Source organism: Pseudomonas sp. LTR0 (assembly GCF_036630035.1).
Classification (GTDB): Bacteria; Pseudomonadota; Gammaproteobacteria; order Pseudomonadales; family Pseudomonadaceae; genus Aquipseudomonas; species Aquipseudomonas putida_Y.
On sequence record NZ_CP123734.1, the window covers coordinates 4,585,482 to 4,611,222 of the forward strand.

Annotated in this window: 26 protein-coding genes and 2 pseudogenes; 14 read left to right on the forward strand and 14 right to left on the reverse strand. The window is 61.5% G+C overall.

Annotated elements, in window-relative coordinates; all coding sequences use genetic code 11:
* Window positions 1–70: 70 nt before the first annotated feature.
* Entirely contained in the window at window positions 71–904 is an 834-nt protein-coding gene (locus QCL51_RS21050) for an IclR family transcriptional regulator (protein WP_021784273.1), read from the forward strand.
* Here the strand turns inward: QCL51_RS21050 and QCL51_RS21055 are convergent.
* The 4 genes and pseudogenes from QCL51_RS21055 to QCL51_RS21070 form a co-directional block, all read right to left on the reverse strand.
* Window positions 835–1,251 (reverse strand): annotated as a pseudogene (locus QCL51_RS21055) (hypothetical protein); the annotation flags it as partial. The gene QCL51_RS21050 and the pseudogene QCL51_RS21055 sit on opposite strands and share 70 nt — an antisense overlap.
* 518 nt (window positions 1,252–1,769) lie before the next feature.
* Window positions 1,770–2,675 carry an alpha/beta hydrolase gene (locus QCL51_RS21060; protein ID WP_021784275.1) on the reverse strand — a complete coding sequence of 302 codons (906 nt, stop codon included), beginning with the start codon at window positions 2,673–2,675 and terminating at the stop codon, window positions 1,770–1,772.
* Window positions 2,676–2,851: 176 nt separating this feature from the next.
* A complete protein-coding gene (locus tag QCL51_RS21065; RefSeq protein ID WP_021784276.1) occupies window positions 2,852–3,538 on the reverse strand; it encodes an LrgB family protein in 687 nt (228 codons plus the stop codon).
* Window positions 3,528–3,914: a CidA/LrgA family protein gene (locus tag QCL51_RS21070; RefSeq protein WP_021784277.1), complete on the reverse strand. Its 387-nt coding sequence runs from the start codon at window positions 3,912–3,914 to the stop codon at window positions 3,528–3,530. The genes QCL51_RS21065 and QCL51_RS21070 overlap by 11 nt, the downstream gene beginning before the upstream one ends.
* Window positions 3,915–4,011: 97 nt before the next feature.
* Here QCL51_RS21070 and QCL51_RS21075 point away from each other — a divergent pair, with 97 nt between their 5' ends.
* A complete protein-coding gene (locus QCL51_RS21075; RefSeq protein ID WP_101196256.1) occupies window positions 4,012–4,893 on the forward strand; it encodes a LysR family transcriptional regulator in 882 nt (293 codons plus the stop codon).
* A 21-nt stretch (window positions 4,894–4,914) separates the two neighbouring features.
* Here QCL51_RS21075 and QCL51_RS21080 read toward each other — a convergent pair whose 3' ends face one another.
* Window positions 4,915–5,370 (reverse strand): flavodoxin, encoded by a 456-nt coding sequence (locus QCL51_RS21080; RefSeq protein ID WP_021784279.1) that lies wholly within the window; start codon window positions 5,368–5,370, stop codon window positions 4,915–4,917.
* A gap of 115 nt (window positions 5,371–5,485) precedes the next feature.
* Here QCL51_RS21080 and QCL51_RS21085 point away from each other — a divergent pair, with 115 nt between their 5' ends.
* Both QCL51_RS21085 and QCL51_RS21090 read left to right on the forward strand, forming a co-directional pair.
* Window positions 5,486–5,914, forward strand: a complete 429-nt coding sequence (locus QCL51_RS21085) for a PAS domain-containing protein (RefSeq protein WP_021784280.1) — start codon at window positions 5,486–5,488, stop codon at window positions 5,912–5,914.
* Between the two features lie 59 nt (window positions 5,915–5,973).
* Entirely contained in the window at window positions 5,974–6,591 is a 618-nt protein-coding gene (locus QCL51_RS21090) for a hypothetical protein (RefSeq protein WP_338444175.1), read from the forward strand.
* Here the strand turns inward: QCL51_RS21090 and QCL51_RS21095 are convergent.
* A complete protein-coding gene (locus tag QCL51_RS21095) occupies window positions 6,576–7,511 on the reverse strand; it encodes a MerR family transcriptional regulator (RefSeq protein WP_021784282.1) in 936 nt (311 codons plus the stop codon). The genes QCL51_RS21090 and QCL51_RS21095 overlap by 16 nt on opposite strands.
* A gap of 220 nt (window positions 7,512–7,731) precedes the next feature.
* Here QCL51_RS21095 and QCL51_RS21100 point away from each other — a divergent pair, with 220 nt between their 5' ends.
* From QCL51_RS21100 to QCL51_RS21115, 4 genes are read left to right on the forward strand one after another with little or no spacing between them, the layout of a single operon-like run.
* Window positions 7,732–8,292 carry an antibiotic biosynthesis monooxygenase gene (locus QCL51_RS21100; protein WP_021784283.1) on the forward strand — a complete coding sequence of 187 codons (561 nt, stop codon included), beginning with the start codon at window positions 7,732–7,734 and terminating at the stop codon, window positions 8,290–8,292.
* A 33-nt stretch (window positions 8,293–8,325) separates the two neighbouring features.
* Window positions 8,326–9,063 (forward strand): dihydromonapterin reductase, encoded by a 738-nt coding sequence (gene folM / locus QCL51_RS21105; protein ID WP_021784284.1) that lies wholly within the window; start codon window positions 8,326–8,328, stop codon window positions 9,061–9,063.
* 9 nt (window positions 9,064–9,072) lie between these two features.
* Window positions 9,073–9,366: a DUF1244 domain-containing protein gene (locus tag QCL51_RS21110; protein ID WP_003251648.1), complete on the forward strand. Its 294-nt coding sequence runs from the start codon at window positions 9,073–9,075 to the stop codon at window positions 9,364–9,366.
* Entirely contained in the window at window positions 9,363–9,704 is a 342-nt protein-coding gene (locus QCL51_RS21115; protein ID WP_021784285.1) for a HopJ type III effector protein, read from the forward strand. The genes QCL51_RS21110 and QCL51_RS21115 overlap by 4 nt, the downstream gene beginning before the upstream one ends.
* Window positions 9,705–9,748: 44 nt before the next feature.
* On the opposite strand, the gene QCL51_RS21120 is transcribed toward QCL51_RS21115, so the two are convergent.
* Both QCL51_RS21120 and fabV read right to left on the reverse strand, forming a co-directional pair.
* Window positions 9,749–10,657: an alpha/beta fold hydrolase gene (locus QCL51_RS21120; RefSeq protein ID WP_021784286.1), complete on the reverse strand. Its 909-nt coding sequence runs from the start codon at window positions 10,655–10,657 to the stop codon at window positions 9,749–9,751.
* A 143-nt stretch (window positions 10,658–10,800) separates the two neighbouring features.
* On the reverse strand, window positions 10,801–12,012 hold the full coding sequence (fabV, locus tag QCL51_RS21125) for an enoyl-ACP reductase FabV (protein WP_003251642.1): 1,212 nt from the start codon (window positions 12,010–12,012) through the stop codon (window positions 10,801–10,803).
* 301 nt (window positions 12,013–12,313) lie between these two features.
* Between fabV and QCL51_RS21130 the strand changes: the two genes are divergently transcribed.
* The gene (locus QCL51_RS21130) at window positions 12,314–13,492 is read left to right on the forward strand and encodes an acetyl-CoA C-acetyltransferase (protein WP_021784287.1); all 1,179 of its coding nucleotides are present in this window, start codon (window positions 12,314–12,316) and stop codon (window positions 13,490–13,492) included.
* A 308-nt stretch (window positions 13,493–13,800) separates the two neighbouring features.
* Here the strand turns inward: QCL51_RS21130 and QCL51_RS21135 are convergent.
* Window positions 13,801–14,604 (reverse strand): annotated as a pseudogene (locus QCL51_RS21135) (5-methyltetrahydropteroyltriglutamate--homocysteine methyltransferase); the annotation flags it as partial.
* Between the two features lie 230 nt (window positions 14,605–14,834).
* Between QCL51_RS21135 and QCL51_RS21140 the strand changes: the two are divergent.
* A complete protein-coding gene (locus QCL51_RS21140; RefSeq protein WP_021784289.1) occupies window positions 14,835–16,322 on the forward strand; it encodes a methylenetetrahydrofolate reductase C-terminal domain-containing protein in 1,488 nt (495 codons plus the stop codon).
* Here QCL51_RS21140 and yjiA read toward each other — a convergent pair.
* From yjiA to QCL51_RS21155, 3 genes are all read right to left on the reverse strand, one after another.
* Window positions 16,282–17,259 (reverse strand): GTPase, encoded by a 978-nt coding sequence (gene yjiA, locus QCL51_RS21145; RefSeq protein ID WP_021784290.1) that lies wholly within the window; start codon window positions 17,257–17,259, stop codon window positions 16,282–16,284. The two genes, QCL51_RS21140 and yjiA, sit on opposite strands and share 41 nt — an antisense overlap.
* A 77-nt stretch (window positions 17,260–17,336) precedes the next feature.
* Window positions 17,337–17,534 (reverse strand): YbdD/YjiX family protein, encoded by a 198-nt coding sequence (locus tag QCL51_RS21150; RefSeq protein WP_003251633.1) that lies wholly within the window; start codon window positions 17,532–17,534, stop codon window positions 17,337–17,339.
* Window positions 17,535–17,551: 17 nt separating this feature from the next.
* Window positions 17,552–19,618: a carbon starvation CstA family protein gene (locus QCL51_RS21155; protein WP_021784291.1), complete on the reverse strand. Its 2,067-nt coding sequence runs from the start codon at window positions 19,616–19,618 to the stop codon at window positions 17,552–17,554.
* A 177-nt stretch (window positions 19,619–19,795) separates the two neighbouring features.
* On the opposite strand from QCL51_RS21155, the gene QCL51_RS21160 reads away from it, so the two are divergent.
* A complete protein-coding gene (locus QCL51_RS21160; RefSeq protein WP_021784292.1) occupies window positions 19,796–20,158 on the forward strand; it encodes a PilZ domain-containing protein in 363 nt (120 codons plus the stop codon).
* A gap of 263 nt (window positions 20,159–20,421) precedes the next feature.
* On the forward strand, window positions 20,422–21,939 hold the full coding sequence (locus tag QCL51_RS21165) for a nucleobase:cation symporter-2 family protein (RefSeq protein WP_021784293.1): 1,518 nt from the start codon (window positions 20,422–20,424) through the stop codon (window positions 21,937–21,939).
* A 35-nt stretch (window positions 21,940–21,974) separates the two neighbouring features.
* On the opposite strand, the gene radA is transcribed toward QCL51_RS21165, so the two are convergent.
* A complete protein-coding gene (gene radA, locus QCL51_RS21170) occupies window positions 21,975–23,345 on the reverse strand; it encodes a DNA repair protein RadA (RefSeq protein WP_003251626.1) in 1,371 nt (456 codons plus the stop codon).
* A gap of 176 nt (window positions 23,346–23,521) precedes the next feature.
* Here radA and mscL point away from each other — a divergent pair, with 176 nt between their 5' ends.
* The gene (gene mscL / locus QCL51_RS21175; protein WP_021784294.1) at window positions 23,522–23,941 is read left to right on the forward strand and encodes a large-conductance mechanosensitive channel protein MscL; all 420 of its coding nucleotides are present in this window, start codon (window positions 23,522–23,524) and stop codon (window positions 23,939–23,941) included.
* A gap of 58 nt (window positions 23,942–23,999) precedes the next feature.
* On the opposite strand, the gene QCL51_RS21180 is transcribed toward mscL, so the two are convergent.
* Window positions 24,000–24,776 (reverse strand): ferredoxin--NADP reductase, encoded by a 777-nt coding sequence (locus QCL51_RS21180; protein ID WP_028698125.1) that lies wholly within the window; start codon window positions 24,774–24,776, stop codon window positions 24,000–24,002.
* 215 nt (window positions 24,777–24,991) lie between these two features.
* On the opposite strand from QCL51_RS21180, the gene QCL51_RS21185 reads away from it, so the two are divergent.
* The gene (locus QCL51_RS21185) at window positions 24,992–25,699 is read left to right on the forward strand and encodes an autoinducer binding domain-containing protein (RefSeq protein WP_021784296.1); all 708 of its coding nucleotides are present in this window, start codon (window positions 24,992–24,994) and stop codon (window positions 25,697–25,699) included.
* The last annotated feature ends 42 nt before the right edge of the window (window positions 25,700–25,741 follow it).

Genomic DNA, 25,741 nt, shown 5'->3' on the forward strand with positions numbered 1-25,741 from the left:
TAACGTAATTTGCTCCGCTCAAGGCGTCAAGCTATAAAGGCGACACGATAAATCCGGAACCTCCCCTCCCATGGCCAAAGCCAACTCCCCCACCGACACCGGCAAGCAGAAGGTCCGCTCGGCGGAAGTCGGCACCGACATCCTCAAGGCCCTCGCCGAACTCTCACCCTCGACTTCACTATCGCGCCTGGCCGAACACGTGCAGATGCCTGCGAGCAAAGTGCATCGCTACCTGCAGGCGCTGATTGCCAGTGGTTTTGCCGAACAGGATGCGGCCACCAACCATTACGGGCTGGGGCGTGAAGCATTGCGGGTGGGGCTGGCGGCACTGGGCAGCATCGATGTACTCAAGGTGGCGGGGATGCCGTTGTCGCAGTTGCGAGATGAACTCAACGAAAGTTGCTTCATCGCCGTGTGGGGCAACCAGGGGGCCACGGTGGTAAGCATTGAACCTGCCGTGCGCGCGGTCACCGTGGTGACCCAGATCGGTTCGGTGCTGCCGTTGCTCAGCTCGTCCACCGGGCTGGTATTCGCCGCTTACCTGCCCGAGCGAGAAACCCAGGAACTGCGCGACAGGGAACTGGCCGCTTTGCAACAAACCGCCAGTGACTACCACACACTGCTGGCCGGCATCCGCGAACAGGGCCTGCACCATGTGCATGGCCTGCTGATGCCGGGGGTGGATGCGCTGTCGGCGCCGGTATTCAACGCCATGGGGCAGATCGCCGCGGTGATGACCGTGGTCGGGCCGACGTCGATCTTCCATGCCGATGAACATGGGCCGGCGGCGCAGCGCCTGCTCACGGCCGCACGAACCGTGAGCTGGCGCATGGGTTACGCGGGCAACCCACACTGCGCTTCGACGTCTAGCGTTTCCTCCTCGACCAGCCAGAGCAGTTCCTGAGAGAAACCGTCATAAAGGGCGGGCGCCACCTCGCTCACCAAATCGCCGTAGTCATCGCATAGCCGCCCGATCACACGCGAGAAGGCCGTGGGCTGCGACACCTCTGCCCGGGAAAGCACGGTGATGTATTTCTGCGCGGCACCGAGCCGTACCAAGCCCCCCGTGGAAGCCACCGTTCCTGCCCCCCCCGCCGCGAACGACAGCAAGGCGGCCGAACGGTAGCCATCGCTCCACGCGATGGCCCCGGTAACGCAGGACCTGGCCGCACAGAACAGCCCGACGGCCATGGCCGCCAGCGGAAACGGCACGCTGAGGATGCCGGCCAGTACGATCTCCCACTCCACCAGGTGCGAGATATCCTGGCCGGTAGCCGAAGTAATGCGGGCAAAGCCGGAAAAGGTGTAATACGTGGGGTGCCCTTTGATGATGGTCTGCTTTCAGCAAAGGCAGGGACGAGTTCACGGGCAGCGCGCGCGCGTTCAGTATCGAACCAGCAACCGCTGGCCAGGCTGTAGATCAGAAAATCCGCAGGTGCGTCCGGGTTCTGTTCGAGTGAACGGATGAGAAAGGCAATAGCGCAGGGAAGCTTACCCAGCACTTGGCACTGTTGCCCGAAACGTAAAGGTGAATGTCGACAGAAGCTATTTTTCCAGACGGATCAAGCGCTTATTCTTAACTCACTGGCCGGCTTGAAGGGCTCTCCCCCCCGCCTTTCAAGCCTGCTAGGTTCACCGACGTAGATTTTGAAGCTCCTTGATCTGACGTCTCGATTGGCCGCTGCGGCTTGCAGCGGCCTTTTTTTTGATGTCTGAAAATGCATCCTGCCCGTCAGGTGGCTGTCACTCTCATCAGCGCAAAGGCCTCGTCATGACCACGCCACTTTCGGCGGGTAATAGCTCAGCGGCCGCTCACGAAAGGCCAGGTAGTGGCGCAGTACCTGCACTGGCGCTTCCGTATGCGGGTAATGGCCAATGCCCAGTAACTGCACGGTGTCCGGCTCCGGCACCAGTTGCCGGTAGCGCTCAAGCATGTGCGCGCCGGAAAGCGGGTCGACAATGCCATTGATCAAGCGCAGCGGCACGCCTTTACGTTGCATCGCCCCTACCCAGCGTTCGCGGTGCAACCTGCGCTCCGGCATGTAGCCCACCAGCTTGTGCAGGATGCGCGTGCCCCGGTTGGCAGCGATCAGGCTCCAGAAGTCATCCAGCGCGCTTTCACTGGGATGGGTGCAGGGGCCGTAGACCTGCATCACATTGCGCACCAGGTCGTCACGCCCGAACGAGCGCCCGACCAGCCAGCCAAACCGGCTGAGCAGCAACTTCTGGATCAGTAGCATGCGGCAGCTTTCGGGGAACAGCCCGCTGTTGAGGAACACACAGCTGCCAATGTCGGCACGCTGCTCATGGTGTCGCGCCAGCAGTTCCTGAGCCACGCTGCCGCCGTAGTCGTGGGCCAACAGATGCACTGGCTGCGCGACCTGCAGATGGGCAAGCAATGCCTGCTGCAGATCTGCCTGCTCCATCAGGCTGTAAGTGTGATCGACAGGCTTGTCCGAATCACCAAAGCCGAGCATGTCGCAAGCGATCACTCGGAAACGTTGGCTCAGAGGGCCCCACAGGTAGTGCCAGTCCCAACTGGCGGTGGGGAAACCGTGTAACAGAAGCAGAGGCTCTCCTTGCCCTGCGGTCCAGTAGCGGATGCTCTGGCCCCGGAAGATGAAACTCTGTGCCCGGGTACGCCAGACGCACAATGGAATCTCGGCCATAGGCATCAGAAGGGTCCCGGTGTTGTGGTGTTGGCGGAATAGGGCAAGGCTGCGTTCATTGCATGTCACCTCGGCACTTACATGTGCTCTCTATGTCGAGGCAAAGTCTAGCCAGCAGCCCATTGGCTGGAACTTGCGTTGCCAGCCAGCTTGATGACTGAGCGAGTCAGTGGCACGAACGGTCAGAGGAGCAAGGCCAACAAGGGGGCCGCGAACAGGTTGAGTAGCCCGGTCAGGACCATCACCAGACCGGCCACCGAGCCTTCCTCACGGCCCACTTCCTGCGCCCGGCTAACCCCGGCACCATGCGCGCCAACACCGAACAGCGCACCTCGTGCCAGCGGCGTACGCAGCGGCAACCAACGCAACAGCACACCGCCGAACATGGCACCGAGCACGCCGGTGAACATCACGAACACCGCGGTCAGTTCTGGCACCCCACCCAGGTCGTGGGCCAAGGGCATGGCAAATGGCGTGGTGATCGAGCGCGGCACCAGCGACAGGCTGGTTGCGCTGTCCAGCGCCAACAGGTGCGCCAGCCCCCAGGAGCTGGCGATCGAGGCACTGCTGCCAGCGACCATGCCCACCATCAAGGCCGGCCAGTGGCGCGCCAGCATGGCCCGCTGCTGCCAGATCGGCACCGCGAAGGCTACGGTCACCGGGCCGAGCACGCTCATCAACCAGTGGGTGTTGCGCGCATACTCGGCATAGGCTGTATGTAGTGGCACGGCCACAGCCAACAGCAACACCGGCACCAGGATCAACGGTGACAGCAGGTAGCGTTTGCTACGCCGGTACAACCAGCGGCTGCCCAGGTAAGCCAGCAAGGTCAAGGCCAACCAGAACAGCGGCATGGGTTCAAGGCTCATGGCGCAACCTCCAGCGGCACACCAGCTCAACGGTCATGGCGGTCACTATCATCACCATCAGCGTGCTCACGGCGATCACCAGCAAGATGCGCCAGCCCTCATCACGGATCAGTGAGCCATAGTCGAGCAGGCTCATCAGCGCTGGGATGAAGAACAACAGCATCTCAGCCATCAGCCAGCCAGCACCCAATTGCAGCATGGCCGGTTTGAGCACACCCGAAGCGAACAGTATCAACAGCAGTGCCAGGCCCATCACACCACCGGGGATCGGCCAGCCCAGCCAACTGGCAATCTGGCCACCTAACAGGAACAGCGCACAGAGAACCGCCAGCTCGACAAGCAGGCGCAGGGCTTTTTTCAATAATGCAGATTTCATGGCGGGGTTCCTCGACAGGCCCTCATTTTAAGATTTGGCTGCCTAGGCCAGAAGCGAATTGTTAGACTGCTCACCATTCCAAAATGGAATCCTAAGCATGGAATTCAAACAACTGCGCAGCTTCATCGAAGTGGTCCACCGTGGCGGTTTTACCCAGGCGGCACAGACCCTGCACATCAGCCAGTCGGCCGTGAGCAAGCAAGTGGCCCAGCTTGAGCAAGATGTGGGCCAGCCGCTGCTGGAGCGCCAGGCTTCGCAACTGCACTTGACCGCTGCCGGCCGCATCGTGCTGGAGCGTGGCGAAGCCCTGCTGCGTCAGCGCCAGGCGCTACTCAACGAGCTGGACGATCTCAGCCAGATGGAGCGTGGCGAACTACGCCTGGGCTTGCCGATGCTTGGCAGCGACACGCTGTTCGCCGGCTTTTTCGCCGAGTACCGGCGGCGCCATCCGAACATCGCCATCCAGCTGCTGGAAGGCGGCAGCCGCAGCATCGAACAGGCGGTCAGAAGTGGCGAACTGGAACTGGGCGGCTGTTTGACGCCTACCGACGAGGCATTCGACTACCAGCCCTTCTGCAACGAACGGCTGGATGCGTTGCTGCCGGCTGGCCATGCCTTGGCGGGCCTGGACGCGGTGGCCTTGGAGCAACTGGCCGATACACCTTTTCTGCTGTACCAGCGCAGTTTTGTGCTCAACGACCGGCTGCTGAAGGCGTGCCAGCAGCAGGGCTTCACCCCCAAGGAAGGCGGACGCAGCGGGCAGGCGGATTTTTTGGCAGCGCTGGTTGCAGCGGGCCAGGGCGTGGTGATGCTGCCCCGGGTAGTGGCAAAAGCGCTGGAGCGCCCCGGGGTGGTGCGTGTGCCGTTGAATACGCAGGAAGATTTGCGCTGGGACATCGCGTTTATCTGGCGACGCGGCGCCTACCTGTCACGGGCAGCGCAGGCGTGGTTGGCCTTGTTGCGCGAGCCGCACAGCTAACACGCCTGCCCAGGTGCCGGTTCAGGCTTTCAGTGCGCTCGCCAACTCAGCCAGCCAAGGCTCGGCATCCGCTTCCGGGGTCACCGTCTCGCTCGCATCCAGGCGCAGCATTGGCTGCACTTCGCGCACGCCCAGTTCGGCGAACAGCTCACGCATCTGCTCGCCACCACCGCAATAGGTATCGCCATAACTGGAGTCGCCCAGCGCGATCACCGCGCCAGGCAGGCCACGCCAGGCTGCGGGCAGTGTGTCACGAATGGTGCTGTACAGCGGCATGAGGTTGTCCGGCAGCTCACCCATACCGGTGGTCGAGGTCACGGCCAGCAAGGCGTCGGGGGCAAAACCCTGAAGATCCTGAAGGGTGGCACGCGCAGCATGCCAAGCCTCGAAACCCGCCGCCTTGAGCAGCGATTCAGCGTGACGGGCGACTTCTTCGGCGGTGCCATAGACCGAGCCGGAAATAATGGCGACTTTCATCGAGTAGAGGATTCCGAAACTGAGTGAAAAAGTAGGATACTAGCATTCAACGCTGGCAAAAGGCCGCCCTTACCAAAGTCGCCATCTTCCGTTTTCCTTCACCTATGGCCCGGACATGATCAATGCGCAATTGCTGCAATCGATGGTCGATGCGTCCAATGACGGCATCGTGGTTGCCGAACAGGAAGGCGACGACACCATCCTGATCTACGTGAACGCCGCTTTCGAATGCCTCACTGGCTACAGCCGTGACGAGATTCTCTATCAGGATTGCCGGTTTCTGCAGGCTGACGACCGTGACCAGCTTGGCCGCGCACGTATCCGCAAGGCCATGGCCGAGGGCCGCCCATGCCGCGAAGTGCTGCGTAACTATCGCAAGGATGGCAGCGCCTTCTGGAACGAGCTGTCGATCACGCCGGTGAGGAGCGACTTCGACCAGCGCACTTACTTCATCGGCATCCAGAAAGACGTCAGCCGCCAGGTCGAACTGGAACGGGAGCTGGCAGCACTGCGCGCTCGTCCGAAACCCGACGAACGCGCCTGAACCAAGTTCGCCACGCACGGTCAATTCCGTTGAAGAAATCGCCACCACCGAGTTCGATCATGCAAGCAGACGCGCTCCTGACCCAGGACGAGCTGGATTTCATACAGAATATGCAGCACTCGCCGCAACTGAACCTGGCTGACACCATGTCGAGCCTGCTGGTCAATGGCGACCGCCGCATACAAAGCTTGCTCACCCGGTTGGTGTCTAATGAGCAGGTGACCTTACAGGCCCAGTTCAACAACCAGCAGATCAGTTTCCCGCTGCAACTGGTAGAGGACGAGTTCCACGCCCTGCACCTTCAGCTGGGCTCACCGGAAATCTACGAAGACGGCCCCATGCTGCGCCCATGGCGTCTGTCGATGGACCAGCCGAGCGCACTGCTTGATGCCCATGACGAGGCAAGCGGCCTGTGGGTACGCGAAATTTCCTTCAAAGGTGTACTGCTGGAAGTCCGTGATTTGCCAACAGCACCCGCCCGCTTCGAGCTGCGCTTCGCCCCGGGCGGCATCACCCCGATCGAACTGCATGGTGTGTTGGGCCGGCGCATCGGCACGGACCTGGCTGCCTACGACCTCGGCCAAAGCCCAGCCGAAGAAATCGAACGCCTGCGCGACTACATCCTCCAGGCCCACCGCCGCGCCCACCCCGAGCTGCACACTCAGGTATCGAGCTGACGGGCCAGAAACTGCCGCAAGCGCTGGCGCATCACACTGCCCTGCGCGCCCAGGCAGGCTACAGGGCTGCCAGCCAGGTTGTCCTGTACCGCTTCCGCCGCTTCACCGGCCAGTAACAATGGGCATTCCAGCATCGATGCCAGGCGCTTGAAGTGCCGGGCGAGTTCTGCTGTGGGCGATTGATGGGAAAACAGCACCAGGGCGTCCGGCTTCAGCCGTTCGCAGACCAGCGCAAGCTCTTGCAGCGGCTGCCCGTTCGCCAACGGGATCACGCGTGTTTCATCGTTACCCAGGATCAGGCTGGTTACCAGCAACTCAAGCTCATGGCACTGCCCCGGCAATGGCGCCAATAGCACGGTGCGGTTACACGGTACACGGGCCAGCTGCAAGCGGGCGAAAACCCGACCGCGCAGGAACTGGTCATAGAACAGCCATTCGCTGGCCTGCCCGTAGCCGCCTTGCCGGACTACCATGTCATGCCACACTGGCATGAACACATCGGCGAACACCTGGTCCAGGGTGCTGGCCGCGAACACCTCGTCATAAAGGCGATTCAGGCCCGCCACGTCGAAGTGCTGTACCGCCAGGCGAATCTGGTTTTGCCAGCGCAGGCAGGCGTCCACCGCGCCGCCAGCCTGCCCGGAGAGGGCATCGCCGCGAGCCAGAATACTGCCGACCTTGCTGATCGCCACGCCGCGCTCCAGCCACCCAAGGATACGGCGGATTTCATTGATATCAGCCTGGGAATACAGGCGGTGACCACTGTCGGTGCGGATGGGCTGAATCAGTCCATAACGGCGTTCCCAGGCACGAAGGGTCACGGCGTTGACACCGGTCAAGCGTGACACTTCACGAATCGGAAATAACTCCTGCTGCTCGAAGCTTGCATCGATCAACGGTTTACGTCCCTGTTCGCTCATCTGCACAAAATACCCTGAGTGCGAAAAAACCGAACGTATAGCTTACTACGACTGTGCTGTTCTGTTGATGCCACCGTTTGCCAGCAGATAGTTTGCCGAAGATCGCAACTGCGCGATAATGTGCGCCCGATTCTTGCATGCACGACTGCGTCGCCCACCACCCCGGGCCACACAGCCAAAGGGCCAGCTACCCGCCAGCCCCGTTGCCAGGAGATACACGATGTCTACCCCACCCGTTACCCTCATGGTGTCGCGCCGCGCCGCCCATGGCCGCTACCAGGACCTGCTGGCCTGGCTGCACGAAGGCGAACAGCTGGCCACCGACTTCCCTGGCTACCTCGGCTCGGGCATCCTTGCCCCGCCCAGGGATGGCGACGAATTTCAGATCATCTTCCGCTTCAGCGACGAGCCGACCCTGCATGCCTGGGAGCACTCCGCCTCTCGCCGCGCATGGTTACAACGCGGCAACGGCCTGTTCGAACGCCCCAAAGAGGCGCGTGTCAGCGGTATCGACGACTGGTTTGGCACCAACAAGGTGCAAAAACCGCCACGCTGGAAGCAGGCCGTGGCTATCTGGCTGGCGTTTTTCCCAGTCTCGCTGGCCTTCAACCTGTTGTTCGGCCATTGGTTGACGGCACTCGACCTCGTGCCACGGGTACTGCTCAGCACCCTGGCCCTGACGCCGGTGATGGTGTACCTGTTCATCCCGCTGTCCACCCGCCTGCTATCCAGTTGGCTGCAGGCCTCCCCGGCCACTGCCGGCGCCTTGCGCAGCCGCTGAGGCTAGGCCATACAACAGGGAAACAGTTCGGGTATGCTGGGTGGCAACCAACGGACAGACAAGTTGACCACCCCGAACATGAACAGCCCCATTCTCGTTACCGGAGCCAGCCAGCGTGTCGGGCTGGCCCTGGCCCTCGAACTGGCACAGGCCGGCCATACGGTGGTCAGTGCCAGCCGCAGCATCCAGCCACAGGCAGCCCACCCCAACATCGTGCAGTTTCAGGCCGACCTGTGCCACGCGGGCGACCGCCAGGCGCTGATCGATCACCTGCACGACCGTTACGACGGACTGCGCGCCATCATCCACAACGCCTCGCTGTGGCTCGACGACGGCCTCGACAACCTCGAGACCATGTTCCGCCTGCACGTCGAAGCGCCCTACCACCTCAACCTGGCCTTGGGTGACCTGCTGGCCAAGGTGGAAAAGGCCGACATCATCCACATCTGCGACGAAACCTCTTCGCGCGGCAGTAAAAGCCATATCGGCTATGCCGCCACCAAAGCCGCACTGCAGAACATGGTGCTGTCATTCGCCGAAAAATATGCGCCCAAGGTGCATGTGAACGGTATCCTGCCCGGGCTGCTGATCCTCAAGGAAGGGGGGGACGAAGCCTACCGCCAGCAAACCCTGAAAAAGGCTCTGCTGGAATTCGAACCCGGCGCCGGCCCGCTGATCGAGACCGTCAAGTACCTGCTCGCCAGCCAGTACAGCACCGGCAGCCAGGTGGTCATCAACGGTGGCCGCCACCTGAAGAACCGCATGACTTGAGAGAAGACCATGACCCCACAACAACAGCTTGAGCTCGAGGCCGCCGCATTCCGGCGCCTGGTCGAACACCTGCAAAAGCGCACCGATGTACAGAACATCGACCTGATGAACCTGTCCGGTTTCTGCCGCAACTGCCTGTCCAAGTGGTACAAGGCCGCCGCTGACGAGCGTCAGCTGGACCTGAGCCTGGATGATGCCCGCGAAGCGGTGTACGGCATGCCCTACGCCGAGTGGAAAGCCCAATACCAGAAAGAAGCCAGCGCCGAACAACAAGCGGCGTTCGAAAAAGGAAAAACCTCGTGACTGATCTGAATACCCTGCGCGCAAGCCTGGCCAGCGGCCAACATGCATTTGCCGATACCTTGGCGTTCATTGCCGACAATTACAGCTACCAGCCGCAGGCCTTCAATAATGGCGGCGTGGAGAATGCGGCAGGGCAGAACGAAGGTTCGTGCAAAACCCTGGGCCTGGCCTTGCTTGAAGGGCTGAGCGACCAGGAAGCGCTGCTGGCCTTCGGCGAGCACTACCGTGATGTGGTGGCCACGCCTGAGGGTAGCGACCATGGCAACATCCGTGCGCTGATCAAACACGGTCTGGCGGGTGTGAAGTTTGCTGCGCAGCCGCTTGCGCGCAAGGCTTGAGATTGCCGGGGCCGCTTTGCGGCCCCACGATCCAGCGCCCACCATCAATCGATAATGGTGCCAGGCCCCCCACCTTCCAGCCTCCCCTGCCGCAACCACTGCAAGGCCACCGGCCACAGGTTTTCGCGAAACCGGTCATGGAAGAACGCGAAATGGCCAATTTCCTCGACCGAGATATCCACAGGTGCAATGCGCAAGTGCTGGCGCTCGGCACTTTGCAGATAACCCAATAAACGCTCGGTTGCCGCTACGGTCCCGAAAGGGTCGTCAGTCAGACTGATGGCCAGCGTCGCCGCACGTACCTGGGCGAACGGTAGCGCCGCCAACGCCCGCCCGCTGGGGCGGTGCTCATAACGCGGGGTACGTGTGGTCCAGTCAAGCACCACGCCGGATGGCGTGTCCTCCAGCCAACCCAGGCGCTTGCCGGGAAAGTAGCCGAATACCCGGGTCAGCAGCGGCATGACCACATGCCACTTGCCGAACAGTTGCCAGCGTTGGCTGGCCGCGTAGTCGCGCCAGTAAGCGAACTGCGCGCCGACCATCACGACCCGACGTATCTGGCCAGCCGACGGTGCCAGGCCTACTGCACAACCGCCGAAACTGTGCCCTACCACGTCCACCGGCTGACCTGGGAAATGCTCTGCCGCATGCGCCAGCATGGCTTCGAAATCCAGCCGGCCCCAGTCGCTCCAGGAGGCCTGGAACCCGCGCAGCGACGCAGGCCGGGATTCGCCGATGCCACGGTAGTCATAGGTCAGCACATCGCAGCCGTGGGCGAACAGGTAGTCGGCAAAGCGGGCGTAATAGCGGCAGCGTACCGAAGTGGCAGCGTTGATGATCACCAGCGGGCGCTTGGGGTCAGGTTGGGCGTGACGCCAGCAGAAGCCGCCGAGGCTGTATCCGTCGGCCGCAGGGTGGCGAAATGGGGTAGCGGGTTGGATGAGGCTACTCATGGCGCATTTCCTGTCGTTGTGCGCCAAAACTAGCAAAGATTTTGTAGCCTGTACCGGCCTCTTTGCGGGTGAACCCGCTCCTGCAGGGGGAGAACCTGTGGGAGCGCGCTTGCCCGCGAAGAGGCCGGTACAGGCTTACCCGATTACAGCTCGACGCAGTCGAACTTCACATCGGTGGCCACGTCTTCGTCGTAGTTGACGTCAGCGCGCTCGAAGCCGAACAGGTTGAGGAACTGCTTCTTGTAACCGGCGTAGTCGGTCAGCTCGAACAGGTTCTCGGTGGTCACCTGTGGCCACAGGGCCTTGCAGGCGTTCTGCACGTCGTCACGCAGCTCCCAGTCATCCAGACGCAGGCGACCCTTCTCGTCGACTTCTGCCGGCGCACCGTCGGTACGGTACATACGGTCGCGGTACATGCGGTCAAGCTGGTCCTGGGTGCCTTCGTGAACACCTTTCTCCTGCATGATCTTGAAGACCATCGACAGGTACAGTGGCATCACCGGGATGGCCGAGCTGGCCTGGGTAACCACCGACTTGAGCACCGCCACATTGGCGCCGCCTTTCACTTCACCGGCCAGCTTCTGGTTCAGACGCAGGGCGGTTTCATCCAGGTCCTGCTTGGCCTGGCCCAGTGCACCGTGCCAGTAGATCGGCCAGGTGATATCGCTGCCGATATAGCTGAAGGCCACGGTGCGAGCGCCTTCGGCAAGTACATTGGCGCCAGCCAGCGCATCGATCCACAGCTGCCAGTCCTGGCCACCCATGACGGTGACGGTGTCGGCAATTTCCTGCTCGGTGGCCGGCTCGATGCTGGCCTCGATGATGGTGTCCTTGTTGGTGTCGATGGCGGTCGACTTGTATGGCTGGCCGATCGGCTTGAGTGCCGAGCGGATGACTTCACCGGTCTGCGGCAGCTTGCGCACGGGCGACGCCAGCGAGTAGATGACCAGGTCGACCTTGCCACCCATTTCGTTCTTGATCAGCTCGATAACCTTGGCGCGAGCTTCGTCGGAGAAGGCGTCACCGTTGATCGACTTGCTGTACAGGCCCTCGGCCTTGGCGAACTTGTCGAAGGCAGCAGCGTTGTACCAGCCAGCAGTGCCGGCCTTGGTCTCGGTGCCTGGCTTTTCGAAGAACACGCCCAGGGTGTCGGCCTTGAAGCCGAACGCCGCCGTGATGCGGGCTGCCAGGCCGTAGCCGCTGGAAGCACCGATGACCAGGACCTTCTTCGGGCCATCCTCGCGTACGCCCAGCTTGCGGGTGGCTTCGATCTGGTCACGGACGTTGAGCTCGCAGCCCTTCGGGTGAGTCGTGGTGCAGATGAAACCGCGAACCTTAGGATGAATGATGGCCAATGTCTGTACCTCGTCAGGTTTATGCCGGGGAAGCGCCGCTTGGGGCGATTCCGATTGATCAGAGGGTGAGACTACCCCCGCAGGTTATCCGACACATATTACGGGGTGATCAGAGGGATGCAAAACCAGAGTTCTTATGTGCAGGAGGCTCACAGCTGCACGGAATCCAGATTGGCTGGTTAGAACCTTCGCCACCCATTGATTTGTTTTTCACATCAATCCGAAAGAAAAACAAACTTAACAAATAAGCCGAACCCGCCGATGCTGGCGGCACTACGCCCATTGCACGGAGAACAACAACATGAACGACGTGGTGATCGTCGCCGCAACCCGTACCGCCATCGGCAGCTTCCAGGGCGCCCTGGCCACAGTGCCTGCGGTCGACCTCGGCGCCGCCGTGATCAAGCAACTGCTGAAACAAACCGGGCTGGACCCGGCGCAGGTCGATGAAGTCATCCTCGGCCAAGTGCTCACTGCCGGTGCCGGTCAGAACCCGGCACGCCAGGCGGCGATCAAGGCTGGCCTGCCCTTCAGCGTACCGGCCCTGACCCTGAACAAGGTCTGCGGCTCGGGCCTCAAGGCCCTGCACCTGGCCGCCCAGGCGATCCGCTGCGGCGATGCCGAGGTGGTGATTGCAGGTGGTCAGGAGAACATGAGCCTTGCCCCCTACGTGATGCCCTCCGCCCGCACCGGCCAACGCATGGGCCATGGCCAACTGATCGACAGCATGATCACGGACGGCCTGTGGGATGCCTTCAATGACTACCACATGGGCATCACTGCCGAAAATCTTGTGGACAAGTACGGCCTCAGCCGTGAGCAGCAGGATGCCTTTGCTGCCGAGTCGCAGCGCAAGGCAGTGGCGGCGATGGAGGCCGGCCGTTTCGACGCTGAAATCACCCCTATCGTGCTGCCGCAGAAAAAGGGAGAGCCCAAGGTTTTTGCCCGTGACGAGCAACCACGCCCGGACACCACCGCCGAGTCTCTGGGCAAACTGCGCCCGGCCTTCAAGAAGGACGGCAGCGTTACCGCAGGCAATGCCTCCAGCCTGAACGACGGCGCCGCCGCCGTGCTTTTGATGAGCGCAGCGAAGGCCGAGGCGTTGGGCCTGCCGGTGCTGGCGAAGATCGCCGCCTATGCCAGTGCCGGGGTAGACCCCGCGATCATGGGTATCGGTCCGGTTTCGGCGACCCAACGTTGCCTGGACAAGGCCGGTTGGCAACTGGCCGAACTGGACCTGATCGAAGCCAACGAAGCCTTCGCCGCCCAGGCGCTGGCCGTGGGCAATGCGCTGGCATGGGATGCCGAGCGGGTTAACGTCAATGGAGGGGCGATTGCCCTGGGCCACCCGATTGGTGCTTCCGGGTGCAGGGTGCTGGTGACCCTGCTGCACGAAATGATCAAACGGGATGCCCGGAAAGGCCTGGCGACCTTGTGCATTGGCGGTGGGCAAGGGGTGGCGTTGGCCATCGAGCGCTGATTGATTCAAGCAGGCCCGGCCTCTTCGCGGATAAACCCGCTCCTACACTGATCGGTGATGGACACACATCGGCGATCGGGCGCAGGCCGTTGTAGGAGCGGGTTTACCCGCGAAAGGGCTGGACCTGCTGGCCAATTTCCACCAGCCGTTCACTGTTGCAGCCGCCACCGTATTCGCGGGTAAACCCGCTCCTACACTGGTCGGTGGTGGACACACATCGGTGATCGGGCGCAGGCCGTTGTAGGAGCGGGTTTACCCGCGAAGAGGACGGCACAGGCAGCAATTGATCAAGCCGCGACTCGGTCCTGCTCCAGCGAAGCGGCCAGCACCGCCACTTCCTGGCACTTCTGCACGGCCAGGTCCACTGGGCTTTCCAGCAACGAACAGGCCGGCGCCAACCACAGCCGCTCACCCAGGCGCTCATGGGCCTCGTGCAGCAGCCCCAAGGTTTTGCCCAGATCGCAAGGCGAAGCGTTGCGACCGTCGACCAGGCCCAGCGACAGTACCTTGTAGGCAGGCAGGCGGTCGAGAATGGTCTGGTACTGCTCGGGCGCCTGAACCAGGTCGACGTGCAGGCCATCGACCGGCAGGTTGGCGGCCAGGCCGAGGTTGCCTTCGAGGCCACCGAAGTACGTGGCGATCAGCTTCTTCAACGGTGCGCGTTGAAGGATGTTGTAGACGCGTTCATAGGCATTCTTCCAGTCCTGAGGCAGGTCCTGGGCGAGGATTGGCTCATCGATCTGCACCCATTCAACGCCCAGGGCGGCCAGGCGGTTGAGGAGTTGGTCATACACGGGCAGCAGGCGGTCAAGCAGCTCCAGTTTGTCGAAGTCACCGTCCAAGGACTGACCCTGCCACAGGTAGGTCAAGGGGCCGATCACTACCGGCTTGACTGCATGACCCAGAGCCTTGGCGTGCTCCACTTCTTCGAACAGTGGTTCCCAGTTCAGCACGAACGGCTGATCGCCAGCACTAAGCACGTGGCTGTCCCAGGCGAAGTCGCCGACCGGCAACAGCTCGATGCCGGCGTCTTTCTGCACCTGCCAATGGCGGGCACGCAGCTCGCGGTCACGGCCGATGTGTGGAAAGCCCAGGTTATGTGCCAGTGCCATGTCTTGTCCCTTCAGCATGCTTGAATGAATGAGGGGGATTCTCCAGCTGGTGGGGGTATTGAGACAAACTCATTAAATTTGAGATGAACCCAAGAAATCTTCATGATCATGCTGTCATGAACTTCGCGCTCCCATGTCTCATTCAGATCACCACCTTGCGCATCCGGACATGACCCGACTCGCCTTCTGTCGCACAATGCCACCCTGACCACACCAGGTGCCCGGCCAACATGAGCCTGCTGAAAACCGCCCTGCGCGAAAAGAACTTCGTCTGCGTCATGGAGTTCGTCCCCAAACCTTCCGCAGAACGCTTTGCCGCCATGGAAGCGATCATGGCCCGTGCGCACCTGTGCGGCTGGCCTATGACCGTGGCCATCGGTGATCGTGTCGGCAGCCCGCTGGACATGTCACCGCTGGACGCCCTCGCCTCGTTCAGCAACCCGGTGCCTGCCCTGCCGCATTTTTCAGGCAAGGATCGCGAACGCCACCACCTGCTCGCCCAACTGCAGCGCATGGACGCCGCCGGCCTCGACCAGCTGTTACTGCTGACTGGCGACCGCCTGCCCGGCCATGAACCTGGCCAGCGCCCGGTGCGTTATCTGGAATCGGTCGCCGCCCTGCAGATTGCCCGCCAGGCCTGCCCGCACTGGCTGCTGGGCGCGGCGCTGAACCCGTTCAAGTACCACGAGGAAGAAGGCGGCGCCCAGTATTTCAAGGCCGAGAAAAAGCTGGCAGCGGGGGCTGACTTCTTCACCTTGCAGCTGGGCTTCGATGCCGCCAAGCACCAGGAAGCCATACACTGGATGTACCGCCAGGCCTCACCCAAGCCCATGCTGGCCTGCCTCATGAGCCTCACCCACGGGCGCGCGACGATGCTCGACCACGTGGCCGGCGTCACTGTCACGCCCTCCATGCGCGACATGCTTGAAGCGGAGACGGCGCAGTCCAAGGCCTTTGCCCAGGCACGCAGTGTTGACCGCCTGGCCCTGCAGATTATCGGTACAAAGCTGATGGGTTACGCCGGAGTGCACCTGTCAGGGGTTCACACACTCGAACAGCTGCTGGCCCTGGAGGCCCGTATCGAGCACTGGCAAACCCAGCTTCAGTCCCTGGAGCAATGGACACCGGCCTGGCACGCCAGCTGGCAGATGCCCGGCCTACCAGCGGTAACCTTCCATCCGCCACAGGCGGGCTGGCGCCTGGGCGAGTCACGGGTCGATGCCTCTTTCAAGGAAAAAGCCCGCTATCACCTGATGCATGGCATGCATTCACTGCTGTTCAGCCGGCGCAACGGCCTGAGCAAAGCCTTCGGTTGGGCAGTGCGCCAGCCTCTGTGGGCAACACGCGCTGGCGCACAAGTGCTGCACACGCTGGAGCGCAGTGTGAAGCGCCCGCTGGTGGGTTGCGACACCTGCGGCCGTTGCCGCCTGGAAGACACCTTGTACACCTGCCCGGAAACCTGCCCTAAAGGCCTGGCCAATGGCCCTTGCGGCGGAACCGCCCTGAACCGCTGCGAGTTCGGCGACCGCGAGTGCATCCACAGCATCAAATACCGCACCGCCAAAGCCGTGCGGCAAACCGCTGTGCTGACCGAGCGCCTGATCCCGTGCATCGAGGTCGAAACCCGCCACCGCAGCTCATGGCCGCAGTGGTTCGCAGGGCAGGCACCGCAGCGGCTCAGCCCGCAGCCATTGCCTCGAAGCCAGCCCGAATCGTAGCCTCGGGCAGTTCATCGGCAATGAACACCATCACGCTCTCGCGCGCTTCGCCTGCGGCCCACTCGGCGTCCCAGTCGAAGCCATAAAGCTTGAGCACGCCCTGGAACACCAGCTTGCGCTCCTCGCCGGCAATGTTCAGCACGCCCTTGTAGCGCAGCAGCTGTTTGCCGTGGGTTTCCAGCAGCTCGTTCATGAAGCTGCTAAGGCGGTCGATATCCAGCGGGGCTTCGGTACGCAGCACCATCGTGGAAATGCGGTCCGGGGTGGCAGGCTTGAGCACGGGTCGCAACATCGGTTTCAGGTTTACCCCAAGGTCAGGGTTGAGGTTGAAACCGCGTACATCCAGTAGTTCAGCCAGGTCGATGCAGCCGTGTTCGACCACTCGGATCGCAGCCCTGCTATTGATGCGGGCCAGGCGTTCGCGCAGGGCTTCAACCGCAGCTGGCTCGACCAGGTCGGTCTTGCTCAGCAGCAGACGATCGGCAAAGCCGACCTGGGCCTGAGCAATGGTCTGGGTCAAGTGCAGTTCGGCATGCGCGGCATCGACGAGGGTGATGATGCCATCGAGGATGTAGCGCTCACGCAGCTCCTCGTCGATGAAGAACGTTTGCGCTACCGGCGCAGGGTCGGCAAGGCCGGTGCATTCGATCACCAGGCGATCGAAGGCAATCTCCCCGGCATCCAGGCGTTCAAGCAGCAGGTAAAGAGCGCGGGTCAGGTCGCCATGGATGCTGCAGCATACACAACCGTTGGCCAAGGTCATTACCTGTACCGGCTGATCACCCAGCAGTTGGCTGTCGATGCCCGCCTCGCTGAATTCGTTTTCAATCACAGCGAGCTTCAGGCCATGCTCGGCCTTTAGCATGTGCCTGAGCAAGGTGGTCTTGCCGGCACCGAGGAAGCCAGTGAGGACGGTTACGGGAATGGGCGTCTGCACGCAAAAATACTCCTGAATCTGAAATGACTGTGGGAGCCGGTTACCCAGGCTCCCACAGGTTTACACGTACCGCAGGCTCAACAGCACTTGGGCCCGGATTTGCCACCGTAACGTGCTTCCTGGCGTTCGCGGAAGAACGCCTCGTAGCTCATCACCGGCTTGTCCGGATGCGTTTTCTGCATGTGTTCGACATAGTTGTCGTAGTCGGGCATGCCGACCATCAGGCGGGCTGCCTGCCCCAGGTATTTTCCCAGTCGACCCAAGTCGTTGAACATGATTGCAGTCCTCTCGATTACGCGTCAGGCAGCGCCTGGAACGGGGTTTCCTTGTCGCTGCGCTCCTTGCGGCCCAAGGCGACGTAGCCGACCTTGATGGCGAAGAACAGGATGCTGAAGACCACCAGCAGGAACAAGATCGTCAGGCCGGCGTTGGTGTATGCGTTGAAGATCACGTGCTGCATCTGCCCGATGTCCTTGGCCGGGGCCAGTACCTGGCCGGCGTCCAGCGCAGTGCTGTACTTCTTGGCCAGGGCCAGGAAGCCCACAGCCGGGTTCGGGTCAAACAGCTTGATCAGGCCTGCAGCCGTGGTGCAGATCAACAGCCACACAGCCGGCAGCAGGGTGACCCAGATGTATTGCTGACGCTTCATCTTGATCAACACCACAGTACCGAGCATCAAGGCGATACCGGCCAGCATCTGGTTGGAGATACCAAACAGCGGCCACAGGGTGTTGATGCCACCCAGCGGGTCGATTACCCCTTGGTACAGCAGATAGCCCCAGAGTGCCACGCAGCCAGCGGTGGCGAGCAGGTTGGCCCCCCACGAATCGGTGCGTTTGAGCGCCGGCACGAAGCTGCCCAGCAGGTCTTGCAACATGAAGCGCCCGGCACGGGTGCCGGCGTCCACCGCGGTAAGGATGAACAGCGCCTCGAACAGGATCGCGAAGTGGTACCAGAAGGCCATGGTGTTTTCACCTGGCAACACCTGGTGAAGGATCTGCGCGATACCGACCGCCAGGGTTGGCGCACCGCCGGCACGGGCCAAGACGGTGTGCTCGCCAATGTCACGGGCGACCGCTTCGAGCTGCTCAGGTGTAATCAGGAAGCCCCAACTGCTGACCGTCTGCGCTACCGACACAACATCGGAACCGACCACGGCAGCCGGGCTGTTCATGGCAAAGTACACGCCCGGCTCGATCACCGAGGCCGCAACCATGGCCATGATGGCGACGAACGATTCCATCAGCATGCCGCCGTAGCCGATGTAGCGGGCGTTGGTTTCGTTATCCAGCAGCTTTGGCGTGGTCCCCGAGGAAATCAGCGCGTGGAAGCCGGACACCGCACCACAGGCAATGGTGATGAACAGGAACGGGAACAGGGCCCCCTTCCACACCGGCCCCGTGCCGTCGGTGAACTGGGTCAGCGCCGGCATTTTCAACTCGGGCGCGATGATCAGGATACCGATGGCCAGGCCAAGGATCGTGCCGATCTTGAGGAAGGTCGACAGGTAGTCACGCGGCGCCAGCACCAGCCATACCGGCAGCACGGCGGCGACAAAACCGTAGCCCACCAGCATCCAGGTGATCTGCACGCCAGTGAACGTGAACGCCGGGCCCCACACCGGATCCGCAGCGATCACGCCTCCCAGCCAGATGGAGGCCAGCAGCAGTACCACGCCAACGACCGAGATTTCGCCAATACGGCCCGGACGGATGTAGCGCATGTAGATGCCCATGAACATCGCGATCGGGATGGTCGCCATCACCGTGAACATGCCCCATGGGCTTTCGGCCAGTGCCTTGACCACGATCAGCGCCAGCACCGCAAGGATGATGATCATGATCAGGAAGCAGCCGAACAGGGCGATGGTACCGGGGATTCTGCCCATCTCCTCGCGCACCATGTCGCCCAGTGAGCGGCCATTGCGGCGGGTAGACATGAACAGGACCATGAAGTCCTGCACCGCACCGGCCAGCACCACGCCGGCAATCAGCCACAGCGTACCGGGCAGGTAGCCCATTTGCGCCGCGAGCACCGGCCCGACCAAGGGGCCTGCGCCGGCGATGGCGGCGAAGTGGTGACCGAAAAGAATGTGTTTGTTGGTCGGGACGTAGTCCAGGCCGTCGTTGTTGAGCACCGCCGGGGTGGCACGGCGCGGGTCGAGTTGCATCACCTTGGTGGCGATGAACAGGCTGTAGTAACGATAGGCGACCAGGTAGATGGCCACCGCCGCGACCACGATCCACAAGGCGTTGATCGCCTCGCCGCGACGCAGGGCAACCACACCCAGTGCGCAGGCACCTATGACTGCCAGCGCCAGCCACGGAATATGGCGTAGCAGGCTATTATTGTTGTTCATGGTTAGCTTCCAGCTGGTGGATTGGAAAGACCGCCCACCGAGTCTAGGGCCAGTCAAGCGGCATTGCCACACTTGCTTTGTTCTAGAGCCTCTGCGGCCACATTGCAGCACCTGATGCACGTGCAATTCTAACTATAGTCAGGACGACACCTGATGATCTATTCGAGGATCCATGCCATGAGCGATCACGACGAACGCCGCCGCTTTCAACGCATCGACTTCGATGCCCCCACCGAGCTGCGCCAGGGGCTGAACTGCTGGCCTGCAAAACTGCTGGACCTTTCACTCAAAGGCTTGCTCATTGAACGCCCGGCAGATTGGGATGCCGACCTGACGCAGGACTTCGACGCCATCATTCACCTGGGCGACGATGCCCGCGTGCAGATGCAGGTCGAACTGCGCCATGAAGAACCGGACCGTCTGGGCTTCATCTGCCTGTACATAGACCTCGACTCGATGAGCCATTTGCACCGTCTTGTGGAATTGAACGTGGCTGACAGCACCGAAATGATGCGTGAGCTGCGCGAACTCATCGAATAATGGAATCTCTTAGCTAGCTAATAGCCTTCCCGCCTGGTGTTTCTTGTCTACCCAGACAGCTTTAAGCCTGGGTAGCGTTGCTTTGTACACACCCCTCTAATACAGCTTCTGCCAAGTTGGTACGCCTTCTGCATTGGGTTCTAGCACGCCCTGCGGCCGGATCTGTTCGCGCTCCGATCAAAATATTGTATACAATTCTTGTAGCAATCATTTGTAGGAAGTGTCTACAGTAGCGGCACAACAATAAACAGAGAGCCTGCTCCATGACTACGTCCCCTAGCACGTCTCCCGCCAAGCGACCCGAGGATGAAAACCTCGGCCTTGGTGCCAACCTGGCCTATGGTCTGCAGCATGTGCTGACCATGTATGGTGGAATCGTCGCAGTACCCCTGATCCTGGGGCAGGCCGCGGGCCTGAATGGTGCCGAAATCGGCATGCTGATCGCCGCCTCGCTGTTTGCCGGTGGCCTGGCCACCCTGCTGCAGACCCTTGGCCTGCCGTTCTTCGGTTGCCAGTTGCCACTGGTACAAGGCGTGTCGTTCGCCGGTGTGGCGACCATGGGGGCGATTCTGAGCAGCGAGGGTGGCGGTGGCCTGCCTGGGGTGCTCGGGGCGGTCATGGCAGCTTCGCTGATCGGCTTTCTGATCACGCCGGTGTTCTCGCGCATCACCAAGTTCTTCCCGCCGCTGGTGACCGGCATCGTCATCACCACCATCGGCCTGACTCTGATGCCGGTTGCCGCACGCTGGGTGATGGGTGGCAACAGCGCCTCGCCGGAGTTCGGTAGCATGGCCAATATCGGCCTGGCCGGGCTGACCTTCGCCATCGTGCTGCTGCTCAGCAAGCTTGGCAACGCAACCATCTCACGGCTGTCTATCCTGCTGGCCATGGTGGTCGGCACGCTGATCGCCTGGGCATTGGGCATGACCGATTTCAGCAAGGTCAGCGAAGGCCCGATGTTCGCCTTCCCCTCGCCGTTCCACTTTGGCATGCCAGAGTTCCACATCGCCGCAATCCTTTCGATGTGCATCGTGATCATGGTGACCCTGGTGGAAACGTCGGCCGATATCCTCGCCGTGGGTGAGATCATCGACACCAAGGTGGACTCCAAGCGCCTGGGCAACGGCCTGCGCGCCGACATGGCATCTAGCATCCTGGCGCCGATTTTCGGTTCGTTCACCCAGAGCGCGTTCGCCCAGAACGTTGGCCTTGTGGCGGTGACCGGGGTCAAGAGCCGCTACGTGGTGGCTACCGGCGGCGTGATTCTGGTGGTACTCGGCCTGCTGCCAGTCATGGGCCGGGTGATTGCTGCCGTGCCTACCCCGGTATTGGGCGGCGCCGGTATCGTGCTGTTCGGCACCGTGGCGGCCAGCGGTATCCGCACCCTGTCCAAGGTCAGCTACAAGAACAACGTCAACCTGATCATTGTTGCTGCCTCGCTGGGCTTCGGCATGATCCCGATTGCCGCGCCGACCTTCTACCACCACTTCCCGAACTGGTTCGAGACCATCTTCCACTCCGGCATCAGCTCGGCGGCGATCATGGCCATCCTGCTGAACCTGATCTTCAACCACTTCACCACCGGCAACTCGGAAAACCAGTCAGTGTTCGCTGCAGCCTACGAGCGGACCATCCAGTATTCGGACATTTCCGCGCTGCGTGATGGGGACTACTTCAAGGATGGCAAGCTGTTCGATGCCGAGGGTAACGAAGTGCCGATGCTGGAACTGGACGAGCATGGCAATGAAACAGTCAGGCGCACGGCCGTTGCCGAGCACTGACTGATTGCAGGAGCGAGCTTGCTCGCTCCTGCACACTATTCGAACAATGCATCCAGCGCCTGTTCCAGGCGGGTAACGGCAATCACCTGCAACCCCGCCGGCGCTTCTTTCGGCGCATTGCCCTTGGGTACGATGGCACGCTTGAAGCCGTGCTTGGCCGCTTCCTTCAAGCGCTCCTGGCCACTGGGCACCGGCCGTACCTCGCCCGACAAGCCAATCTCGCCAAACACCAGCAAACCATGGGCCAGTGGCCGGTTACGCAGGCTGGACATCACCGCCGCCAGCAGCGCCAGGTCCGAAGCCGTTTCCAGCACCTTCACCCCGCCGACCACGTTGAGAAACACATCCTGGTCATGGGTCGGGATGCCGCCATGACGGTGGAGTACCGCCAACAACATGGCCAGGCGGTTCTGATCCAGGCCCAAGGTCACCCGCCGCGGGTTGGCCAGATGGCTATCGTCGACCAGCGCCTGCACCTCGACCAGCATTGGCCGGGTCCCCTCCCAGGTTGCCATCACCACGCTCCCCGGCACCTCTTCCTGAGTACGGTTGAGGAAGATCGCCGACGGGTTCGATACCTCCTTGAGGCCACGATCGGTCATGCCGAACACGCCCAGTTCGTTGACCGCGCCAAAGCGGTTCTTGACCGCCCGCAGCAAGCGCAGACGGCCATCGGACTCACCTTCGAAATACAGCACAGTGTCGACCATGTGCTCCAGCACCCTCGGGCCAGCCAGCGAGCCTTCCTTGGTCACGTGGCCGACCAGAAAGATTGCCGTACCGCTTTGCTTGGCGTAGCGCACCAGCAACGCTGTGCTTTCGCGCACCTGAGCCACGCCGCCCGGGGCCGATTGCAACTGCTCGGTGAAAATGGTCTGGATCGAGTCGATCACCATTACCCTCGGCTTCTCGACCCGCGCCGTGGCAATGATCGTCTCGATGCAGGTTTCGGTCATCACCTTGAGCTGGTCCTGAGGTAGCCCCAGCCGCCGGGAGCGCATGGCCACCTGCTGCTGCGACTCCTCCCCTGTGACATACAGTGCCGGCATGCCCACGGCGATGTTGCACAAGGTCTGTAGCAAAATGGTCGATTTGCCGATGCCGGGGTCACCGCCGATCAGCACCACCGAGCCATCCACCAGGCCGCCGCCCAGCACGCGGTCCAGTTCGGTGCTGCTGGTCGTGAAACGCGGGATTTCCTCAACACTGACTTCGGCCAGGGTCTTGATCTGCGCCTGCTGTCCCGTCCAGCCAGCGCGGCCACTGCTGGGTGCAGCAGCGCCGCCGCTTTCGATCATGGTTTCGACCAGGGTGTTCCAGGCCCCGCATTCGCCGCACTGGCCAGCCCATTTGGGGAAAGTCGCGCCGCATTCAGTGCAGCCATACAAGCGCTTGGCCTTGGCCATGGGTGGGGTCTCCTGGAAAAATTCGCCATGATAGCCGAGCAGGACGTGTCTCGAACGCCTCGGGATGCGACAAAACTATTCGTTCTAACTGCAGTCAGTAGCCCTGGACACAACGCATGAAGCGTTTTAGTGGCTTACACTGCCTTAACCTTACCTTTTGTTACAAGGAACCAAACATGGGCATGCTCAACGAGTTCAAGGCTTTCGCAGTCAAAGGCAATGTCGTCGACATGGCGGTCGGTATCATCATCGGCGCGGCCTTCGGCAAGATCGTCTCGTCCTTCGTCGGCGACGTGATCATGCCGCCACTGGGCCTGCTGATCGGTGGCGTGGACTTCAGCGACCTGGCCATTACCCTGAAGGCTGCCGAAGGTGACGTGCCAGCGGTGATGCTGGCGTATGGCAAGTTCATCCAGACCGTGATCGACTTCGTGATCGTGGCCTTTGCCATCTTCATGGGCGTGAAAGCAATCAACAAGCTCAAGCGTGAAGAAGCCGTGGCGCCGACTACGCCGCCTGTGCCTTCGGCTGAAGAGACGCTGCTGACCGAGATCCGCGATTTGCTCAAGACGCAGAACCAGAACCGCTTGCCTTGAAGTTGCCGGGGCCGTTGTGGGGGCGGGCATGCCCGCCCCCACAACTGCCCCAGTAGTCTTACCAGTAGTTCTCGACTGCTACCTGCCCGGGCCGCTTGCTCAGGCTCAGTTGCAGGTCTCGCGCCTTGAGGACCTTGCGGGTTTCGTCGATCATTTCCGGGTTACCGCAGAGCATCACCCGCGAATGCTCTGGTGACAGTTCAAGCCCCGCCGCCTTCTCCAGCTCGCCATTCTCGATCAACGTGGTAATGCGCTGATTCAACGCACCCGGGTGCTGTTCACGGGTCACCACGGGAATGAACTGCAACTTGCCCGCGTACTCAGCCAGATAATCGCGCTGTTCCAGCCCGGCAATTTCATCCACATAGGCCAGCTCCTTGGCTTCGCGCACTGAATACACCAGCTTGATGCTGTCGAAGCGCTCCCAGGCTTCGAAGTCCTGCAGGATCGACATAAAGGGCGCGATGCCGGTACCGGTAGCCAGCAACCACAGGTCACGACCACCGACGAAGCGGTCGAGGGTGAGGAAACCGAACGCCTGGCGGTCGATCAGCAACGTATCGCCTGCCCCCAAACGGCTCAACTCACTGGTGAACTCACCACCTGGCACCACGATGGAAAAGAAATCCAGATACTCATCATGAGGCGCGCTGACCATGGAATAGGCGCGCCACACCACGCTACCATCGGCCTTGGTCACACCTAGCCGGGCGAATTGGCCGGAACGGAAGCGGAACCCCGCATCGCGCGTGACCCGCAGGCTGAAGAGGTTCGGCGTCAGTGGCTGAACATCGAGCAGTGTCTGGCGGGTGAACTTTTCGGCGCTAGCGGTCATATCGGGCTCCAGGGTTGGCGTGTGCACAGTGTCGCCTAAAGTGGCCAGGATAAAAACCACCGCTTTGTAGGGCCTCATGAAGTGCAATCGGGCCAAAGTCGCAGAAATTCCTGATCGCTATAACAAAAAATTCCCAACAGGATGGTAGGTCTTTTCCTACAATCTTCCGGGTACTCAAACGGATTGGATTCTGCGCGCATCAAGGAGTGCTTCAGATGTATCACTGGAAACCTGAACATCTTCATGCATTCGTCAGCGAACGCAGCCCACAAAAGCTATTCGACATCGCAGTCCATCTGGCTCGGGACCTGGACATGGATTACCTTGGGCTGAACATCCGCATTCAGATCGCTACGCAAACGCCAAAGCTGTACCTCTACAGCAACTACCCAAGTGAGTGGATCGAGCGCTACCAGCGCGACGACTTCTACAAGCAGGACCCGGCAGCGAACCTGAGCCACAGCTCCACGACACCGGTGCTCTGGACCGATGAACTGTACAAGGAAGCCCCGCAATTTCGCGAAATGGCCTGCCAGCATGGCCTGCGCCACGGCTGGACACAGTCGCTTCACGATCAGCAGCACAACGAAAGCCAGATCAGTGTCGCTCGGCCAAACGGCCACATCGATGCGTTCGAGCTGTACGACAAAGCCGGTAGTGTGCAGTGGCTGTGCCACACCCTTCACGCGGTACTGGGCGAGCACCACCTGAACGCGCTGTGCCCACCGCAACCGAAAATGAGCGAGCGTGAACTGGAAGTGCTGAAATGGTCTGCCGCCGGCAAGACCGCTGCCGATGTTGCCTGCATCCTCTCGCTGTCGCAAAGCACGGTCAACTTCCATATCCGCAGCGTGATCACCAAGACCAATGCAGCCAACAAAGCCGGAGCCATCGCCATTGCCGCCTTGCGTGGCTGGATCTGACCTTCAAACCTGCGACCTTGGGCAAAGCCCTGTAGAATCGTC

What these genes read in the sequence shown, in the direction of transcription:
- QCL51_RS21050 (WP_021784273.1), top strand. Translation starts at nt 71, where the DNA reads ATGGCCAAAGCCAACTCCCCCACCGACACCGGCAAGCAGAAGGTCCGC.
- QCL51_RS21060 (WP_021784275.1), bottom strand. Translation starts at nt 2,675, where the DNA reads ATGCCTATGGCCGAGATTCCATTGTGCGTCTGGCGTACCCGGGCACAG.
- QCL51_RS21065 (WP_021784276.1), bottom strand. Translation starts at nt 3,538, where the DNA reads ATGAGCCTTGAACCCATGCCGCTGTTCTGGTTGGCCTTGACCTTGCTG.
- QCL51_RS21070 (WP_021784277.1), bottom strand. Translation starts at nt 3,914, where the DNA reads ATGAAATCTGCATTATTGAAAAAAGCCCTGCGCCTGCTTGTCGAGCTG.
- QCL51_RS21075 (WP_101196256.1), top strand. Translation starts at nt 4,012, where the DNA reads ATGGAATTCAAACAACTGCGCAGCTTCATCGAAGTGGTCCACCGTGGC.
- QCL51_RS21080 (WP_021784279.1), bottom strand. Translation starts at nt 5,370, where the DNA reads ATGAAAGTCGCCATTATTTCCGGCTCGGTCTATGGCACCGCCGAAGAA.
- QCL51_RS21085 (WP_021784280.1), top strand. Translation starts at nt 5,486, where the DNA reads ATGATCAATGCGCAATTGCTGCAATCGATGGTCGATGCGTCCAATGAC.
- QCL51_RS21090 (WP_338444175.1), top strand. Translation starts at nt 5,974, where the DNA reads ATGCAAGCAGACGCGCTCCTGACCCAGGACGAGCTGGATTTCATACAG.
- QCL51_RS21095 (WP_021784282.1), bottom strand. Translation starts at nt 7,511, where the DNA reads ATGAGCGAACAGGGACGTAAACCGTTGATCGATGCAAGCTTCGAGCAG.
- QCL51_RS21100 (WP_021784283.1), top strand. Translation starts at nt 7,732, where the DNA reads ATGTCTACCCCACCCGTTACCCTCATGGTGTCGCGCCGCGCCGCCCAT.
- folM (WP_021784284.1), top strand. Translation starts at nt 8,326, where the DNA reads ATGCTGGGTGGCAACCAACGGACAGACAAGTTGACCACCCCGAACATG.
- QCL51_RS21110 (WP_003251648.1), top strand. Translation starts at nt 9,073, where the DNA reads ATGACCCCACAACAACAGCTTGAGCTCGAGGCCGCCGCATTCCGGCGC.
- QCL51_RS21120 (WP_021784286.1), bottom strand. Translation starts at nt 10,657, where the DNA reads ATGAGTAGCCTCATCCAACCCGCTACCCCATTTCGCCACCCTGCGGCC.
- QCL51_RS21130 (WP_021784287.1), top strand. Translation starts at nt 12,314, where the DNA reads ATGAACGACGTGGTGATCGTCGCCGCAACCCGTACCGCCATCGGCAGC.
- QCL51_RS21140 (WP_021784289.1), top strand. Translation starts at nt 14,835, where the DNA reads ATGAGCCTGCTGAAAACCGCCCTGCGCGAAAAGAACTTCGTCTGCGTC.
- QCL51_RS21150 (WP_003251633.1), bottom strand. Translation starts at nt 17,534, where the DNA reads ATGTTCAACGACTTGGGTCGACTGGGAAAATACCTGGGGCAGGCAGCC.
- QCL51_RS21155 (WP_021784291.1), bottom strand. Translation starts at nt 19,618, where the DNA reads ATGAACAACAATAATAGCCTGCTACGCCATATTCCGTGGCTGGCGCTG.
- QCL51_RS21160 (WP_021784292.1), top strand. Translation starts at nt 19,796, where the DNA reads ATGAGCGATCACGACGAACGCCGCCGCTTTCAACGCATCGACTTCGAT.
- QCL51_RS21165 (WP_021784293.1), top strand. Translation starts at nt 20,422, where the DNA reads ATGACTACGTCCCCTAGCACGTCTCCCGCCAAGCGACCCGAGGATGAA.
- radA (WP_003251626.1), bottom strand. Translation starts at nt 23,345, where the DNA reads ATGGCCAAGGCCAAGCGCTTGTATGGCTGCACTGAATGCGGCGCGACT.
- mscL (WP_021784294.1), top strand. Translation starts at nt 23,522, where the DNA reads ATGGGCATGCTCAACGAGTTCAAGGCTTTCGCAGTCAAAGGCAATGTC.
- QCL51_RS21180 (WP_028698125.1), bottom strand. Translation starts at nt 24,776, where the DNA reads ATGACCGCTAGCGCCGAAAAGTTCACCCGCCAGACACTGCTCGATGTT.
- QCL51_RS21185 (WP_021784296.1), top strand. Translation starts at nt 24,992, where the DNA reads ATGTATCACTGGAAACCTGAACATCTTCATGCATTCGTCAGCGAACGC.